Annotated in this window: 13 protein-coding genes and 1 pseudogene; 6 read left to right on the top strand and 8 right to left on the bottom strand. The window is 50.3% G+C overall.

The genetic code is table 11. The features are described from left to right. Positions 1–3 precede the first annotated feature (3 nt). Positions 4–2,088 (top strand): hypothetical protein, encoded by a 2,085-nt coding sequence (locus tag ACI0FR_RS08615; protein ID WP_404906106.1) that lies wholly within the window; start codon positions 4–6, stop codon positions 2,086–2,088. Positions 2,089–2,143: 55 nt separating this feature from the next. Here ACI0FR_RS08615 and ACI0FR_RS08610 read toward each other — a convergent pair whose 3' ends face one another. Further along, a complete protein-coding gene (locus ACI0FR_RS08610) occupies positions 2,144–2,680 on the bottom strand; it encodes a GNAT family N-acetyltransferase (RefSeq protein ID WP_374831536.1) in 537 nt (178 codons plus the stop codon). A 311-nt stretch (positions 2,681–2,991) separates the two neighbouring features. On the opposite strand from ACI0FR_RS08610, the gene ACI0FR_RS08605 reads away from it, so the two are divergent. Together ACI0FR_RS08605 and ACI0FR_RS08600 are read left to right on the top strand one after the other, a co-directional pair. Beyond that, positions 2,992–3,987, top strand: a complete 996-nt coding sequence (locus tag ACI0FR_RS08605; RefSeq protein ID WP_404906107.1) for a glutathione S-transferase family protein — start codon at positions 2,992–2,994, stop codon at positions 3,985–3,987. 19 nt (positions 3,988–4,006) lie between these two features. After that, complete coding sequence (locus ACI0FR_RS08600) at positions 4,007–4,423, top strand: group III truncated hemoglobin (protein ID WP_374831532.1); 417 nt, start codon at positions 4,007–4,009, stop codon at positions 4,421–4,423. Between the two features lie 79 nt (positions 4,424–4,502). On the opposite strand, the gene ACI0FR_RS08595 is transcribed toward ACI0FR_RS08600, so the two are convergent. Both ACI0FR_RS08595 and rocF read right to left on the bottom strand, forming a co-directional pair. Next, positions 4,503–5,546: an ornithine cyclodeaminase gene (locus ACI0FR_RS08595; RefSeq protein WP_374831530.1), complete on the bottom strand. Its 1,044-nt coding sequence runs from the start codon at positions 5,544–5,546 to the stop codon at positions 4,503–4,505. Positions 5,547–5,552: 6 nt separating this feature from the next. After that, positions 5,553–6,482, bottom strand: coding sequence for an arginase (gene rocF / locus ACI0FR_RS08590; RefSeq protein ID WP_404906108.1), 930 nt, complete (start codon positions 6,480–6,482; stop codon positions 5,553–5,555). Positions 6,483–6,608: 126 nt separating this feature from the next. Here rocF and ACI0FR_RS08585 point away from each other — a divergent pair, with 126 nt between their 5' ends. Beyond that, entirely contained in the window at positions 6,609–7,046 is a 438-nt protein-coding gene (locus tag ACI0FR_RS08585; protein WP_374831526.1) for an Lrp/AsnC family transcriptional regulator, read from the top strand. 119 nt (positions 7,047–7,165) lie between these two features. Further along, positions 7,166–9,475: a Tex family protein gene (locus ACI0FR_RS08580; protein WP_404906109.1), complete on the top strand. Its 2,310-nt coding sequence runs from the start codon at positions 7,166–7,168 to the stop codon at positions 9,473–9,475. A gap of 41 nt (positions 9,476–9,516) precedes the next feature. Here the strand turns inward: ACI0FR_RS08580 and ACI0FR_RS08575 are convergent, their stop codons facing one another. Beyond that, entirely contained in the window at positions 9,517–10,416 is a 900-nt protein-coding gene (locus tag ACI0FR_RS08575) for a LysR family transcriptional regulator (RefSeq protein WP_374831522.1), read from the bottom strand. 110 nt (positions 10,417–10,526) lie between these two features. Here ACI0FR_RS08575 and amaB point away from each other — a divergent pair, with 110 nt between their 5' ends. Further along, positions 10,527–12,053: an L-piperidine-6-carboxylate dehydrogenase gene (gene amaB, locus ACI0FR_RS08570; protein ID WP_374831520.1), complete on the top strand. Its 1,527-nt coding sequence runs from the start codon at positions 10,527–10,529 to the stop codon at positions 12,051–12,053. Positions 12,054–12,088: 35 nt separating this feature from the next. Here amaB and purU read toward each other — a convergent pair whose 3' ends face one another. The 4 genes and pseudogenes from purU to ACI0FR_RS08550 form a co-directional block, all read right to left on the bottom strand. Continuing rightward, positions 12,089–12,973: a formyltetrahydrofolate deformylase gene (gene purU, locus ACI0FR_RS08565; protein ID WP_374831518.1), complete on the bottom strand. Its 885-nt coding sequence runs from the start codon at positions 12,971–12,973 to the stop codon at positions 12,089–12,091. Positions 12,974–13,090: 117 nt separating this feature from the next. Further along, positions 13,091–13,870: a GntR family transcriptional regulator gene (locus ACI0FR_RS08560; RefSeq protein WP_404906110.1), complete on the bottom strand. Its 780-nt coding sequence runs from the start codon at positions 13,868–13,870 to the stop codon at positions 13,091–13,093. A 61-nt stretch (positions 13,871–13,931) separates the two neighbouring features. Beyond that, positions 13,932–14,276: a hypothetical protein gene (locus ACI0FR_RS08555; protein ID WP_404906111.1), complete on the bottom strand. Its 345-nt coding sequence runs from the start codon at positions 14,274–14,276 to the stop codon at positions 13,932–13,934. After that, positions 14,273–14,581, bottom strand: a pseudogene (locus ACI0FR_RS08550) (CbbBc protein); the annotation flags it as partial. The pseudogene ACI0FR_RS08550 and the gene ACI0FR_RS08555, both read right to left, overlap by 4 nt.

The following is a 14,581-nucleotide window of genomic DNA, read 5'->3' as shown; positions in this document are numbered from 1 at the left end:
AAAATGACTTATGTAAATTTCGAACCGCTTTTTGATCTCGTTACTCTGCTGCTCATATTGGCGCCGCTGACACTGATGGTGCTGATCGGTTTTTATGTCCGTAAACGCGGTTGTTTTTTGCGCCTTCTGGCACTTGTTGCCTTGGGTTTGGCATTGGCCAATCCGGTTATCATTGATGAAAATCGTGAACCACTGAAAAGCACTATCGCCGTGGTGGTTGACCGCAGCCAAAGTCAGGAACTGGACAAACGCAAACAAGATACGGATGAAGCGTTGAAAGCCCTCACCGGGTATCTGGCAGGACTGCCGCAATTTGATGTACGTGTGGTGGAAGCAGGTGCTGTTGATGATAATAATGACGGCAACGAAACCCGGTTATTCTCATCTTTGAGCAATGCTTTGCGCGATGTGCCACCCTCTCGCATTGGTGGTGCCATTATGCTCACCGATGGTCAGGTGCACGACATTCCTGCAGATGCGCAAGCATTAGGTTTTAATGCACCAGTACATAGTCTGATTACCGGTAAGCCGGATGAATTTGACCGCCGTATTGCATTTAACAAAGCCCCGCGCTTTGGCATCAGTGGTAAACCATTGCAAATGTCTTTCACCGTAACAGATCAAGGCAAATTACCAGCACAAGACACAATTACCAATGTCAAAATTCGCATCAATGGCAAAGAAGTAAGCCAGCAACAAGCCCGTATTGGTGAGGAAACCTCGCTTACCATCGAACTACCACATGCGGGTGCAAACATCATTGAGCTCAGCACCGATGTGCTTGACGGTGAAGTGACCGGCATCAACAATCAGGCGGTTGCGGTCGTTGATGCAATCCGCGAAAACCTGCGTGTTTTGCTGGTATCGGGTGAACCTCATAGCGGTGAGCGCACATGGCGCAATCTGTTGAAATCCGACACCGCTGTCGATTTGGTGCATTTTACCATTTTGCGTCCGCCGGAAAAACAGGATGGCACACCGATTGAAGAATTATCGCTGATCGTCTTCCCGACGCGTGAGCTGTTTGTCGATAAGGTCAATGATTTTGATCTGATCATTTTTGATCGCTATCAGCATCTCGATGTGCTGCCGCTGCTCTATTATGATTTCATCGCGCAATATGTCGAAAATGGCGGTGCTTTGCTGGTAGCAGCAGGGCCTGAATATGCTGGCTACTCATCCATTGCCCGCACACCGCTTTATAGTGTGCTGCCTGCCTTGCCGACAGGTGAAGTGACTGAAAAAGCCTTTTACCCGCGTCTGACCGATGCCGGAAAACGCCATCCCGTCACCCGCGGCCTTGAAGGCAGTGATCAAGAGCCGCCACAATGGAGCCGGTGGTTCCGAAGTATTGATATTAATACCCCGCAAGGCGAAGTGGTGATGAGCGGGCCGGACAACAAGCCGCTTTTGGTGCTCAGCCGTGTGGGTAAAGGCCGTGTGGGCACGTTGCTTTCCGATCAGGGCTGGTTGTGGGCGCGTGGCTTTGAAGGTGGCGGCCCCTATGCGCCGCTTTATCGCCGCATTGCCCATTGGTTGATGCAGGAACCGGATCTGGCCGAAGAAGCCCTCACCGCCAAAGGTGATGCGCGCTCATTAAAAATCACCCGCCAAACCATGAGTGATAAGGCTGATAAAGCCACTATCACCACGCCTTCGGGCAAAGAAATCGAGCTGGAGTTAAAAGAAACCCAACCCGGCCTGTTTGAAACCGTATTGGAGACTAAAGAAGTCGGTCTTTATCAGATCAAAAACGGTGATTATGAAACGCTTGCCCATGTCGGGCCAGTCGATGCTCCGGAATTTACCGATATTATTTCAACACCTGACAAGCTTACCCCGCTGGCAAAGCTTACCGGTGGCAATGTCATTCGTTTGCATGAAGCAAAAAATGACGCGGTCAAACTGCCGCAAATCGTTGCCGTAAAAGATGGTAAAGCTGCCTCAGGTGATGGCTGGATGGGTTTGCGCGAAACCGCCGATACACAGCTTAAAAACGTCAATCGTCTACCACTTTTCTCCGGCTTTTTAAGTCTGGCGGCACTGCTGCTGATCTTCACCGGCCTGTGGTACCGCGAAGGGCGATAAGATGAAAAATCAGGCATCAACATGACATGCGATGCCTGATTACCTGTTTTGAATTTCAGGACGCTTTTTTCAATACGAGAGCTGGCGCAGCCTGACCGGCATAACGCATCATGCCGGAAACACCCTCCATCGCCCCCTCTTGCAATTCGCAAGCCAGCAAACGACGCGGATCAACCGGTGCCGGCATGGTTACCGAACCTGGTTTGATCATTTTAAAACCGAAAGGGCCATAATATGGCTCATCCCCCACCAACACGATCAGCTTGTCGCCAACAGCTTTTGATGCATCCATCGACATTTGCATCAAATGGCGACCAATACCGCGGTTTTTAAATTCTGGTCTGACCGCCAAAGGCCCAAGCATCACAGCTGGTGTGCTGCCGATTGTAACGCGGGTCAAGCGCACCGAGGCAATCACTCTGTCGCCATCAAGAGCTACAAAAGACAAGCCCTCATCATGCGGGCCACCCTCACGGATAAAATGCGCAGCTCTGGTAAAACGACCCGGCCCGAAAGCCTCAGCATTAATGTCTTCGATCTGCTGGTTATGCGCAGCATTTTCCTGCACGTAGGTCAGTTCTGTTTGCTTCATGGCAATATTCGCATTCTTGAGAGTGTAAAGGATGGCCGTTGGCCTTCAGGCATGCAAGTTCAACGCTTTAAAAGCGCTCACCAGTCTCATCGTCGGATGAAAAGCATACCTGTCAAAACACGTCTCCAAAGGGGCATTCATTGCCCGCGAACAGTTCCCACCTAGCACCAATAAATCTTCACGTAAAGTGGTGTTACACTGTGTTCACTCATATCATGGCTGTAAATATACAGTTTGATCGCTATTTATATAAAAAGACAGGGTCAAAACAGGTGCGGAAGCGTCATGTTTCAATATAAGGAAATTATCCCATGGGACTGCTGGTAGACGGTAAATGGCATGATGTCTGGTATGATACCGATAAAACCCAAGGCCGTTTTGAACGTTCCAAATCGCAATTCCGCAATTGGGTGACCAAAGACGGCTCGGCTGGTATCACGGGACGCGATGGCTTTAAAGCAGAAGCCGGACGCTATCATCTCTATGTTTCTTATGCTTGCCCCTGGGCACACCGCACATTGATTTTCCGTGCGCTCAAAGGTTTGAGCGATATTATCTCGGTATCTGTCGTTGATTATTATATGGGCAAAGACGGCTGGACTTTTAAAGGCGAACATGGCGCCACCGGCGACACGCTTTATGGTTCAGAATTTCTGCACCAGATCTACACCCGCGCCGACCCGCAATATTCCGGCCGTGTTACAGTTCCAGTTTTGTGGGACAAAAAACTGCAAACCATTGTCTCCAATGAATCGGCAGAAATCATTCGTATGTTTAATACGGCCTTTAATGAATTCGGCAAGAGTGATGTCGATTTTTATCCGGAAGCTTTACGCACCGAAATTAATGCGCTCAATGATTTCATCTATCCGAACATCAATAACGGTGTTTATCGTGCCGGTTTTGCAACCTCTCAGGAAGCTTATGAAGAGGCTTACAAGGATGTTTTTGCAGCCCTTGACCAGTTAGAAATTCGTTTGCAAAATAACCGTTATTTAACAGGTTCAGCGTTAACTGAAGCTGATTGGCGTTTGTTCACTACATTGATCCGTTTTGATCCGGTTTATGTCGGGCACTTCAAATGTAATTTGCGCCGGATTGAAGATTATCCGGCTCTTTCAAATTACACCCGCGAACTGTATCAATTTGGGACAATTGCCGAAACGGTGAATATGGAGCATATAAAGGGGCACTATTACACCAGCCATAAAACTATCAACCCAACCGGGGTTGTGCCTTTAGGGCCGGAAATTGATTTTAATACCCCACATGATCGGGCGCGTTTGAGCGCCGACAGATCATATTAAAGCCAAAGGTTGCGCGGATATGAATCAACTTATCAACGAAGTTCATCATGCTATTGATGAGGCTAGTATTTCCCGTTTGGTACGGGAATTTTACACCCGCGCACGCCAAGATGACCAGATCGGTGAGATCTTCAACAGCAATGTAGAAGACTGGGAGCATCACCTTCAAACCATTACCGATTTCTGGTCGTCGATCATTTTGAAGACTGGGCGCTATGACGGGCGCCCACTACCGCCGCATCTGCGGCTTGGCTTACAGGAAAAGCACTTCGACCGCTGGCTTCATTTGTTTGAAAAAACAGCCCTCGAAATCTGGCCCGAAGAAGCAGCCAATATTTTTATCTACCGTGCCAAGCGCATTGCCGACAGTTTTGAAATGGCAATTTCCACACAGGCCGGTGAATATAAAAGCCCGCGCCACAGCCGTCGGGTATAGATTATCGGCCTGAATAGAGCATCAAAATAAAAAATCCCTTTGCCATCAATGTTGCAAAGGGATTTTCTGAATCAACTAATTAGTTCTGTTTGGCGCGCATCAACATGCCATAAAGATCGCGCGGTTCATCCGGATCGGCCAGCATATCCAGTTGCACGAAATAATCCGTGCCTTCCAATTTGTCGCGCACATAACGCAATGCCGAAAAATCTTCCGTCGCAAACCCGACCGAGTCAAACAATGTGATTTGCTCCTTGGTCGTGCGCCCTGCTTTTTTGCCGGTAATCACTTCCCACATTTCGGTGACCGGGTGATCTTGCGGCAGTTGCTGAATTTCACCTTCAATGCGGGTCTGAGGGGTGTATTCAACAAAAATATCCGAGCGATGTAAGATGTCGGCATGAAGCTCGGTCTTACCCGGACAGTCGCCGCCGACACCATTAATATGCACACCAGCGCCCACCATATTGTCGGTGAGGATCGTGGCATTTTGTTTGTCAGCCGTCACAGTCGTGATGATCTGCGCCCCTTCAACTGCGGCCTCAACAGAAGAACAAATTTGAATATCAAAACCTGCATCTTTTAAATTGACCGCAACTTTTTCGCTGGCCGTGCGATCAATATCGTAAAGACGCAAATAATCGACACCCAGCAAAGCTTTAAAAGCCAGAGCCTGGAATTCACATTGCGCGCCATTGCCGATCATTGCCATGGTGCGGGAATTTTCCGGTGCCAGATATTTGGCGACCACCGCAGAGGTTGCAGCTGTGCGCAGCGCCGTCAGCATGGTCATTTCGGTCAGCAAAATCGGATAGCCTGTGGCAACATCGGCAAGCACACCAAAGGCAGTGACCGTCTGCAAACCTTCGCGCGTGTTTTTGGGATGGCCATTGACATATTTAAAACCGTAAAGCGTGCCGTCACTGGTCGGCATCAGCTCAATCACGCCTTCATCGGAATGAGCCGCAACACGTGGGGTTTTATCAAACAGCTCCCAGCGGCGGAAATCTTCTTCCACATAGGCTGCCAGTTCTTTCAAAAAAACATCAACACCAATATTGAGCACCAGTTTCATCATGTGATCGACACTGACAAATGGTACATTATTCAATTTTACGGACATGCTACCTCACTCCCCCGTATAACTCACCGTCGGGCGATCCATCACACGACGCCCAAACAGACTGGCGGTTAAATCCACCATCACATGCGCGGTACGTCCGCGCTCATCCAGAAACGGATTAAGCTCCACCAGATCGAGGCTCGTGACCAAGCCACTATCATGCAGCATTTCCATAATCAGATGCGCTTCGCGGAACGTCGCGCCGCCCGGCACAGTGGTGCCAACGGCTGGCGCTATCTGTGGATCAAGAAAATCGACATCAAGGCTGACGTGCAACATGCCGTCTTCACGTTTCACACGAGCCAGAAAATCACGCAACAACACGCCCACACCGTGCTCGTCAATAACGCGCATATCATGCACGGTAACACCGGTTTTGCTGATCATCTGGCGCTCTGCCGGATCAACACTGCGAATGCCCATCATGCAAATATTGTTCGGGTCAACAGGGGCAGCAAGGTCCGGATAATAACCTTCAAACCCGGCCTGACCGGTATAATAAGCAACAGGCGTACCATGCAGATTGCCGCTGTCGGTGGTGTTTAGATTATGAAAATCCGTATGCGCATCCAGCCAGAGCACAAAAAGCTTTTTGCCTTTCTCGCTCGCATAGCGCTGCATACCGGCAACAGAACCAGCGGCCACCAAATGATCTCCGCCTAAAAAGATCGGGAAACCCTCACCTGCAAGCTGATAGGCTTTTTCACTGGTGGCTTTAATCCATGCAACCGTCTCATTAAGATTTTTAATCACCAAATTAGGATGGGTGAGATTGCCTTTTTCTGCCGGCACCAGATCACCCAGATCTTCCACTTTATGACCAAGCTCTGTGATCGCCTGAATAAGTCCAGCCGCCCGAAAACCATTTGGCCCCATATTGCAGCCCATACGTCCGGTGCCTTCTTGCACCGGCACTCCGATAATTTTGCAATCCATCCGCAAATCCTCATTTTTTAAGTTTTCAGTTGAACATAAGGCACTGGCAAAACGAACAGGTCGAATTGGCAAATATGTTATTTTAACTTATCATAATGGCAGATTAATTTATCACTTTGGAAAATCATGGATTCGATTGACGAAAAACTCATCACATTATTGCGTCATAACGGGCGGCGCAGCATCTCTGATTTGGCGCTCGAAACCGACCTTTCCCGCGCCACTGTGCGTGCCCGCATAGAACGTCTGGAAAAATCAGGCGACATTCTTGGTTATACGGTGATTTTGCGCGCCGATGCCGTCGAACTACCCGTACGCGGCATTATGATGATTGAAATTGAAGGCCATGTGACCGACCGTATTGTGCGCTCGCTCGGCGGCTTTGCCGAAATTTCCGCCATCCACACCACCAATGGCCGCTGGGATTTGATCGTCGAACTTGGCGCTGCAACACTCTCCGATTTCGACGCTATTTTGCGCCGCATCCGTTTGCTTCCGGGCATTACCGCAAGTGAAACCAATTTGCTTCTGGCCACTCCGCGCAGCACCCGCGCCCGTCTATAAATAAAGCCATTAAAGCAAGCTCATTTCCTGTGGATGTGCTACATAGATGATGCAGTTTGATTGCATAAGGCTCGCAGCCAACTATCATTCTGTAATGAATAAACAAGGTTGAATTACATATGGCAGACGACATCAAGCGTATCGCTCCCCTCATCGCAACGGAAATCAATGCGCGGCCGGAACAAGCCGCCGCAGCCATTCAGTTGCTCGATGAGGGTTCCACTGTTCCTTTTGTGGCACGTTACCGTAAGGAAGTCACCGGTGGGCTGGACGACACGCAATTGCGTACTCTCTCCGAGCGCCTGACCTATTTGCGCGAGCTGGAAGCACGCCGTAATACCATTCTTGAATCGATCAATTCACAAAGCAAGCTGACACCTGATCTGCAATTGAAAATTGCCGGTGTCGCCACCAAAGCCGAGCTTGAAGATATTTATCTGCCCTATAAGCCTAAGCGCCGTACACGCGCCGAAATTGCCCGCGAGCGTGGCCTTGCACCACTGGCCGAAGCTATTATGGCTGACCGCACGGTTGTGCCTGCAAAATTGGCTGAGACCTATGTGCAAGGTGATGTCGCCGATGTGAAAGCTGCCCTTGAAGGTGCGCGCGACATTATCGCTGAAGGTTTTACCGAAAACGCCGACCTGCTTGGGCGCTTGCGTCAGCACATGCGCTCTAATGCACATTTGCGCTCCAAAGTGGAGAAAGGCAAGCAAGAAGCGGGCGCTAAATTCTCCGACTATTTCGACCATTCAGAGCGCTGGAGCAATATTGCCGGACACCGCGCACTTGCTATGTTGCGTGGCCGCAATGAAGATTTTCTCTCCCTCGACATTGAAGTCGATGAAGACGACACTTCACCGCTCAAGCCTGTCATCCGTATGATTGCCGCCAGCTACCAGATCGGCAACACATTGCCTGCCGATCAATGGCTGATGGAAGTGGTCAACTGGACATGGCGCGTCAAGCTTTCTTTGTCGCTGTCACTTGATTTAATGCGTGAATTGCGTGAGCGCGCAGAAGAAGAAGCCATTCAGGTTTTTGCCCGTAATTTGAAAGACCTGCTGCTCGCCGCCCCTGCCGGATCGCGCGCTACCATGGGACTTGATCCGGGCATCCGCACCGGTGTCAAAGTCGCGGTTGTTGATGGCACCGGCAAACTGCTTGACCACTCGACCGTCTATCCGTTTCCACCGAAAAATGATCTGCGCGGCTCGCAAGCCGAACTGGCAGCGCTCATCCGCAAACATAAGATCGAACTGATCGCCATTGGTAATGGTACCGGCAGCCGCGAGACCGAACGTCTGGTGGTGGATATGTTAAACGACATGCCTGCTCCAAAACCACTGAAAGTCATTGTGTCTGAAGCGGGTGCATCGGTCTATTCAGCATCCGAAACGGCAGCGGCAGAGTTTCCTGATCTGGACGTTTCCATCCGTGGTGCGGTTTCCATTGCCCGCCGTCTGCAAGACCCGCTGGCGGAACTTGTGAAAATCGAGCCGAAATCCATTGGCGTCGGCCAATATCAGCACGATGTTGACCAATCACGTCTCGCCCGCTCATTGGATGCTGTGGTGGAAGATGCGGTGAATGCGGTTGGCGTTGATCTCAACACCGCTTCCGCTTCGCTGCTGGCTCGCGTTTCCGGTCTTGGGCAATCCTTGGCTGAGGCGATCATTACGCACCGCAATGAAACAGGCCCTTTCAAAACCCGTAAAGAGCTTTTGAAGGTTCCTCGCCTCGGCAACCGCACCTTTGAGCAAGCAGCAGGATTCTTGCGCATTCCGGATGGTAAAGAACCGCTGGATGCCTCTTCAGTACACCCTGAAGCCTATGGCGTTGCCAAAAAAATCGTTGCAGCCTGTGGCCGCGATGTACGCGCTCTGATGGGTGACAGCTCGATGCTGAAGGCGCTCGATCCAAAACTTTTTGTCGATGAGCGCTTTGGTCTGCCAACGGTTAAAGACATTATCGCAGAACTGGAAAAACCAGGCCGCGACCCGCGTCCGGGCTTTAAAACCGCGACCTTTGCCGATGGCATTGATGACATCAAAGACCTCAAACCCGGTATGCAACTGGAAGGCACCGTCACCAATGTGGCTGCCTTTGGTGCTTTTGTAGATATCGGTGTGCATCAAGACGGCCTTGTGCATGTCTCACAACTGGCTGACCGTTTCGTCAAAGATCCGCATGAAGTGGTGAAAGCCGGTGATGTGGTAAAGGTGCGCGTGACGGAAGTCGATGTGCCACGCAAGCGCATCGGCCTGACCATGCGCAAAGATGGTGGTGGTGAAACTGCCCCTGCACCGCGCACAGCCCAAAAGACTGCACCACAGTTTAAAAATAAGCCGCAAAACAATGCAAAAAGTACCGAAAGCTCGCAAGGCACTTTTGGTGCGGCATTGCTGGAAGCGATGCGCAAAAAGTAAAAAACAAAACGGGCTTGTCAGTTGATGACAAGCCCGTTTTTTTATTTCTTCTGCACCTGCCCCAAAATCCATTGGCAGAAAATCTGCGTCAGCGGATTATCAAGTTTGCCCTCCGGCACCACCAGATAATAATCATTATCCGTCTGCAACGGCTGCTCAAACAACACCTGCAATTGCCCTGATCGCAACTCCTGTTCAATCAGATAGAGCGGCAGAAGTGCCACGCCCATGCCAGCAATGGCCGCACCAATCACCATGGAAAACTGATCAAAACGATGACCGTGATAGGCAGATTGCATCTCGCATTCGCACATTTCAAACCACTGCGCCCATAATTTCGGCCGTGTTTCCAAGTGCAACAAAGCCTCTGCCTGCAAATCTTCCGGCACATTAAATGACCGCCCTGCAAGCAAAGCCGGTGATGCTACCGGCACAATCATTTCACTGCACAAATAGGTGCAACTGGCATGCGCCCAAACCGGTTTACCATAATGAATGGCTAAATCAAAAGGCTGCTCGTCAAAATCAAAAATCGTCGAGCGCGAAGCAATATGCAGAGCGATACCGGCATGGTTTTTGGTAAAATCCGGCAAACGCGGCATCAACCAGCGATTACCAAAGGTCGGCAAAGTGGCAATACTCAAAGCGGATGTGGATTGCGCCGATGCCATCGCCCGCAACATTGTATCTTCTGTCTGGCTCAGGAGCCGCCGCACTTCCGGCAAAAATTTCTTGCCCGCATCAGACAATAAAATCCGCTGGCGTACCCGCTCGAATAACAACACACCCAGCTGGTTTTCCAGCTCTTTAATCTGGCGGCTCACAGCACTTTGTGTCAGGTTAAGTTCCAAGCCAGCTTGCGTGAAACTGCCGTGACGCGCTGCACATTCAAAAGCTTGCAAATTACCGATATCCGGTATCAGCCGACGATTAAGCTTCATTCCGATCTCGCATCAACATAGTTATTTTAATTGCAATCTTAGGCCAAAAATCGCTGATATAATACTATAAATTCATGAAGACGTGTCGTGAGCATAAAGGAAAATACCCAATGACAAGCGTAAACAGCAATGTGAAAACAGAAACCGCAGAGCTTCTGACCCGTCTTGGTGTGCAAAACTCTCTTTTTAGCAGCGGCAATCTGGATGCTTATACGCCTGTCACCGGCGAAAAAATCGCTACCATCCCAGCGCATAATGCAGAAGATGCGGCACTTATCATTGATGCCGCGCATGACGCCTTTAAAGAATGGCGCATGGTGCCTGCACCGCGCCGTGGTGAATTGATCCGCTTGTTCAGCGAGGAACTGCGTGCCGCCAAAGACGATCTCGGGCGCCTCGTTTCCATTGAAGCGGGTAAAATCACCTCCGAGGGTTTGGGCGAAGTGCAGGAAATGATCGACATTTGCGATTTCGCCGTCGGTCTTTCCCGTCAGCTTTATGGCCTCACCATCGCAACCGAACGCGCAGGCCACCGCATGATGGAAACATGGCATCCGCTGGGCGTTGTCGGTGTAATTTCTGCATTCAACTTCCCTGTTGCGGTTTGGGCATGGAACACCGCTTTGGCGCTTGTCTGCGGCAATAGCGTCGTGTGGAAACCATCCGAAAAAAGCTTACTCACAGCACTTGCCTGTGACGCTCTGCTGGCGCGTGCTCTGAAGCGCTTCGGTGATGCTCCGAAAAATCTTTCCTCTGTGCTGCTTGGCGATAAAGCGATGGGCGAAGCGCTTGTTGACAACGCAAAAGTTGCGCTCGTTTCCGCCACCGGTTCCACCCGTATGGGGCGCGAAGTGGGCCCTCGTCTGGCCAAACGCTTTGCTCGTTCCATTCTTGAGCTTGGCGGCAATAATGCCGGTATTGTCTGCCCGTCAGCCGATCAGGATATGGCCTTGCGCGCTATTGCCTTTGGCGCGATGGGCACAGCCGGTCAGCGTTGCACCACCATGCGCCGCTTGTTTGTGCATGAAAGCATCTATGATCAATTTGTGCCGCGCCTGCAAAAAGCCTATCAGTCAGTGTCCGTCGGCAACCCACTCACCAGCACCGCACTGGTAGGCCCTTTAATCGACAAACAAGCTTTTGATGCGATGCAGGCAAGTTTGCAAAAAGCTTCCGCCAATGGCGGCAAAATAACCGGCGGAACCCGCGTCGATTTAGGATTTGAATATGCCTATTACACCAAGCCAGCTTTGGTAGAAATGCCGAACCAAACCTCACCCGTCACCGAAGAAACCTTTGCCCCTATTCTTTATGTGATGAAATACAGTGATTTTGACGATGTGCTGGAAAAGCACAATGCGGTTGGCGCTGGGCTTTCCTCTTCCATCTTCACGCTGAATTTGCAGGAAGCGGAGCGTTTTCTTTCGGCTGAAGGCTCTGATTGCGGCATTGCCAATGTCAATATCGGCACATCGGGCGCAGAAATCGGCGGTGCGTTCGGCGGTGAAAAAGAAACGGGCGGTGGCCGTGAATCGGGTTCCGACGCATGGAAAGCCTATATGCGCCGCGCCACCAATACGATTAATTATTCCAAAGCCTTGCCACTGGCGCAAGGTGTATCATTCGACATTGAATAATGGAAAAAGCCCCGATTTTCGGGGCTTTTTTGTATTCATCCCATTCGCTCGGAAGCGTAAGAATCCGGGCTTGCCGGAAACACAACGGTGCGATCACCATTTAAAAATGTGCGGTGATGAATATGGGCATGAACGGCACGTGCCAATACCTGCGCTTCCACGTCACGCCCGATCGACACATAATCAGCCGAACTTTGGGCATGGGTCACACGCGCCACATCCTGTTCGATAATCGGCCCTTCATCGAGATCGGCTGTCACATAATGCGCGGTCGCACCAATCAATTTTACCCCGCGTTCATAGGCTTGTTTATAAGGGTTTGCCCCTTTGAATGACGGCAAGAATGAATGGTGAATATTGATGATGCGGCCTGACATTTTCTGGCACAGATCATCCGACAAAATCTGCATATAGCGCGCCAGAACCACCAGCTCGGTGCCGGTTTCTTCAACAATCGCCATCATGCGGGCTTCGGCTTCCGCCTTGTTGTTTTTTGTCACCACAATATGATGGAACGGAATATCATGATTGACCACCACTTTTTGATAATCAAAATGGTTGGAAATAACGCCGACAATATCAATCGGTAGCGCACCGATTTTCCAGCGATAAAGCAGATCATTCAGGCAATGGCCAAAACGCGATACCATCAGCAGCACTTTCATGCGCTCATTCGTGTCGTGAAATTCAAAATGCATCTCAAAAGGCGCGCCGACTTCGCCAAAACCGCTGCGCAGCTCCTCCAGCCCCGCCCCTTCCTCGGAAATAAAGCTGATGCGCATGAAAAAACGCCCATGTTTGAGATCGTCAAATTGCGCACTGTCAATGATGTTGCAACCCTTCGCCGTCAGATAGCCCGAAATCGCGGCAACAATACCGCGGGACGCACGACAGCTCACCGTCAAAACATAATTATGCATTTTATTTCCTCAAAAAACCCCATGCTCCTCCACCCGGAGCGTTCGCCAAAATTGCATGGCAGCTGTAATGCACTGCCCACATTGCACCCGCAAGAGTAATCTTGGAAAATCGATGGATTATCGGTCGGGATGTTCGTCGATGCTGAGTTCGGCGACAAAATCATAGGCATCACCGCGATACATGGTGCGTGTCAGCTCAACCACTTCACCCGTTGTCAGATAGGATATCCGCTCGATCAGCAAGGCGGGTGCATTGGGTGGGGTTTTTAACAATTGTGCATTTTTCTTGTCTAATGCTACCGCCTGAAATCGTTGCTGCGCGCGTACCGGTTCATAACCCTGCGCCATAAAAGCCTTATAAAGCGAGCGGATATTATCAAGCCCATCGCCTAAATAATGACGCGGCACCACAGCCCATTCCAGCGCCAATGGCATCTGGTCAACGAGGCGCAAACGATGCAACCGCACAATCTGCGTATTACGTTCAATTTGCAAAATTTCGGCTTCTTCAGCGCTTGGAAAAGCAATCTTCATATCCAGCGTTTTGGCTTCGGGCTGTTTACCGCGTGCTAAAATGGCTTGCGAAAACGATGTCAGTTTCCATAAAGGCTGGCTGATACGCGCCGGACGCTCCGCTATAAATCTGCCGCTGCCGTGGCGCGTTTCAATCAATTGCTGATCAGCTAGCACCTGATAAGCGCTTCGCACCGTGACACGGCCGATACTGAGCATATCCGCCAATTCACGTTCAGGCGGCAAGGCACTGCCCGCAGGCAAGACATCTTGTTGGATCAGCTTTTTTAAAACAGAGGCTAAATGTTTATAAAGCGGCCCGCTGCGTTCCTGCTCGCGCAAGCCTGTAAGTTCAATCGCTTCTTTTAAACTGATTTGCTCCATGATAGATGAATAGAACCTGTATGGAACCATTTAGCAAGAGCTGTTTTAACTTTTAAGCCGATCAGGTGATCAATTGAGCTTTCAGTTTCTCACCTTTTTCGCTCAAACTATAAAAACTGCGCTGGGTGCGCTCATCCCGTCGGGTAATTGTCAAAAAACCATCTTCCGCTGCCAGATAGGCAAGCGCACGCAGCACCAATGCGTGTTCAATTTCAAACAGCCTTGAAAACGAGCGGCTGTCATGCGCCCCATCCAACAGCAATGCCGCGATAATACCAGCGCCCAAACGGGTTATCGGCAATTGCTTTGCTTCAATTGCCTCAACCAAAGTAACAAAATGCTTTGTTAAATCAGACAGTTGAATTGTATCCGATATTTCTTTGTAAGCCGTCTCATGCTCGCTCATGCGGCAAGCTTTGCAGTTTTTCGAAAAGTAACAATCACCGATTTAGATGTCGGGGTATAACTTTCATCGCCAAAACTCACCAATGGCACCAGCACATTCATTTCCGGATAATAACCGGCCACGCATCCGCGCGGAATATCATATGGCACGAAGCGGAAATTCTCGGCAACCCGCTTGATACCATCATCAAACTGGCCGATAATATCGGCTCTGTCTCCGGCTTCAACACCCATTTCCGCCATATCAGCCGGATTGACAAACACCACCTGCCGCTCACCATAAACACCACGATAGCGGTCATCCAT

It is taken from the genome of Paenochrobactrum sp. BZR 201-1 (assembly GCF_044987585.2).
Taxonomy (GTDB): domain Bacteria; phylum Pseudomonadota; class Alphaproteobacteria; order Rhizobiales; family Rhizobiaceae; genus Paenochrobactrum; species Paenochrobactrum pullorum.
Note: the sequence above shows the minus strand (reverse complement) of the source record. Positions and strands in the feature narration are given on the sequence as shown.

What these genes read in the sequence shown, in the direction of transcription:
- purU (WP_374831518.1), bottom strand. Translation starts at nt 12,973, where the DNA reads ATGCATAATTATGTTTTGACGGTGAGCTGTCGTGCGTCCCGCGGTATT.
- ACI0FR_RS08555 (WP_404906111.1), bottom strand. Translation starts at nt 14,276, where the DNA reads ATGAGCGAGCATGAGACGGCTTACAAAGAAATATCGGATACAATTCAA.
- ACI0FR_RS08605 (WP_404906107.1), top strand. Translation starts at nt 2,992, where the DNA reads ATGGGACTGCTGGTAGACGGTAAATGGCATGATGTCTGGTATGATACC.
- amaB (WP_374831520.1), top strand. Translation starts at nt 10,527, where the DNA reads ATGACAAGCGTAAACAGCAATGTGAAAACAGAAACCGCAGAGCTTCTG.
- rocF (WP_404906108.1), bottom strand. Translation starts at nt 6,482, where the DNA reads ATGGATTGCAAAATTATCGGAGTGCCGGTGCAAGAAGGCACCGGACGT.
- ACI0FR_RS08610 (WP_374831536.1), bottom strand. Translation starts at nt 2,680, where the DNA reads ATGAAGCAAACAGAACTGACCTACGTGCAGGAAAATGCTGCGCATAAC.
- ACI0FR_RS08560 (WP_404906110.1), bottom strand. Translation starts at nt 13,870, where the DNA reads ATGGAGCAAATCAGTTTAAAAGAAGCGATTGAACTTACAGGCTTGCGC.
- ACI0FR_RS08580 (WP_404906109.1), top strand. Translation starts at nt 7,166, where the DNA reads ATGGCAGACGACATCAAGCGTATCGCTCCCCTCATCGCAACGGAAATC.
- ACI0FR_RS08575 (WP_374831522.1), bottom strand. Translation starts at nt 10,416, where the DNA reads ATGAAGCTTAATCGTCGGCTGATACCGGATATCGGTAATTTGCAAGCT.
- ACI0FR_RS08585 (WP_374831526.1), top strand. Translation starts at nt 6,609, where the DNA reads ATGGATTCGATTGACGAAAAACTCATCACATTATTGCGTCATAACGGG.
- ACI0FR_RS08600 (WP_374831532.1), top strand. Translation starts at nt 4,007, where the DNA reads ATGAATCAACTTATCAACGAAGTTCATCATGCTATTGATGAGGCTAGT.
- ACI0FR_RS08615 (WP_404906106.1), top strand. Translation starts at nt 4, where the DNA reads ATGACTTATGTAAATTTCGAACCGCTTTTTGATCTCGTTACTCTGCTG.
- ACI0FR_RS08595 (WP_374831530.1), bottom strand. Translation starts at nt 5,546, where the DNA reads ATGTCCGTAAAATTGAATAATGTACCATTTGTCAGTGTCGATCACATG.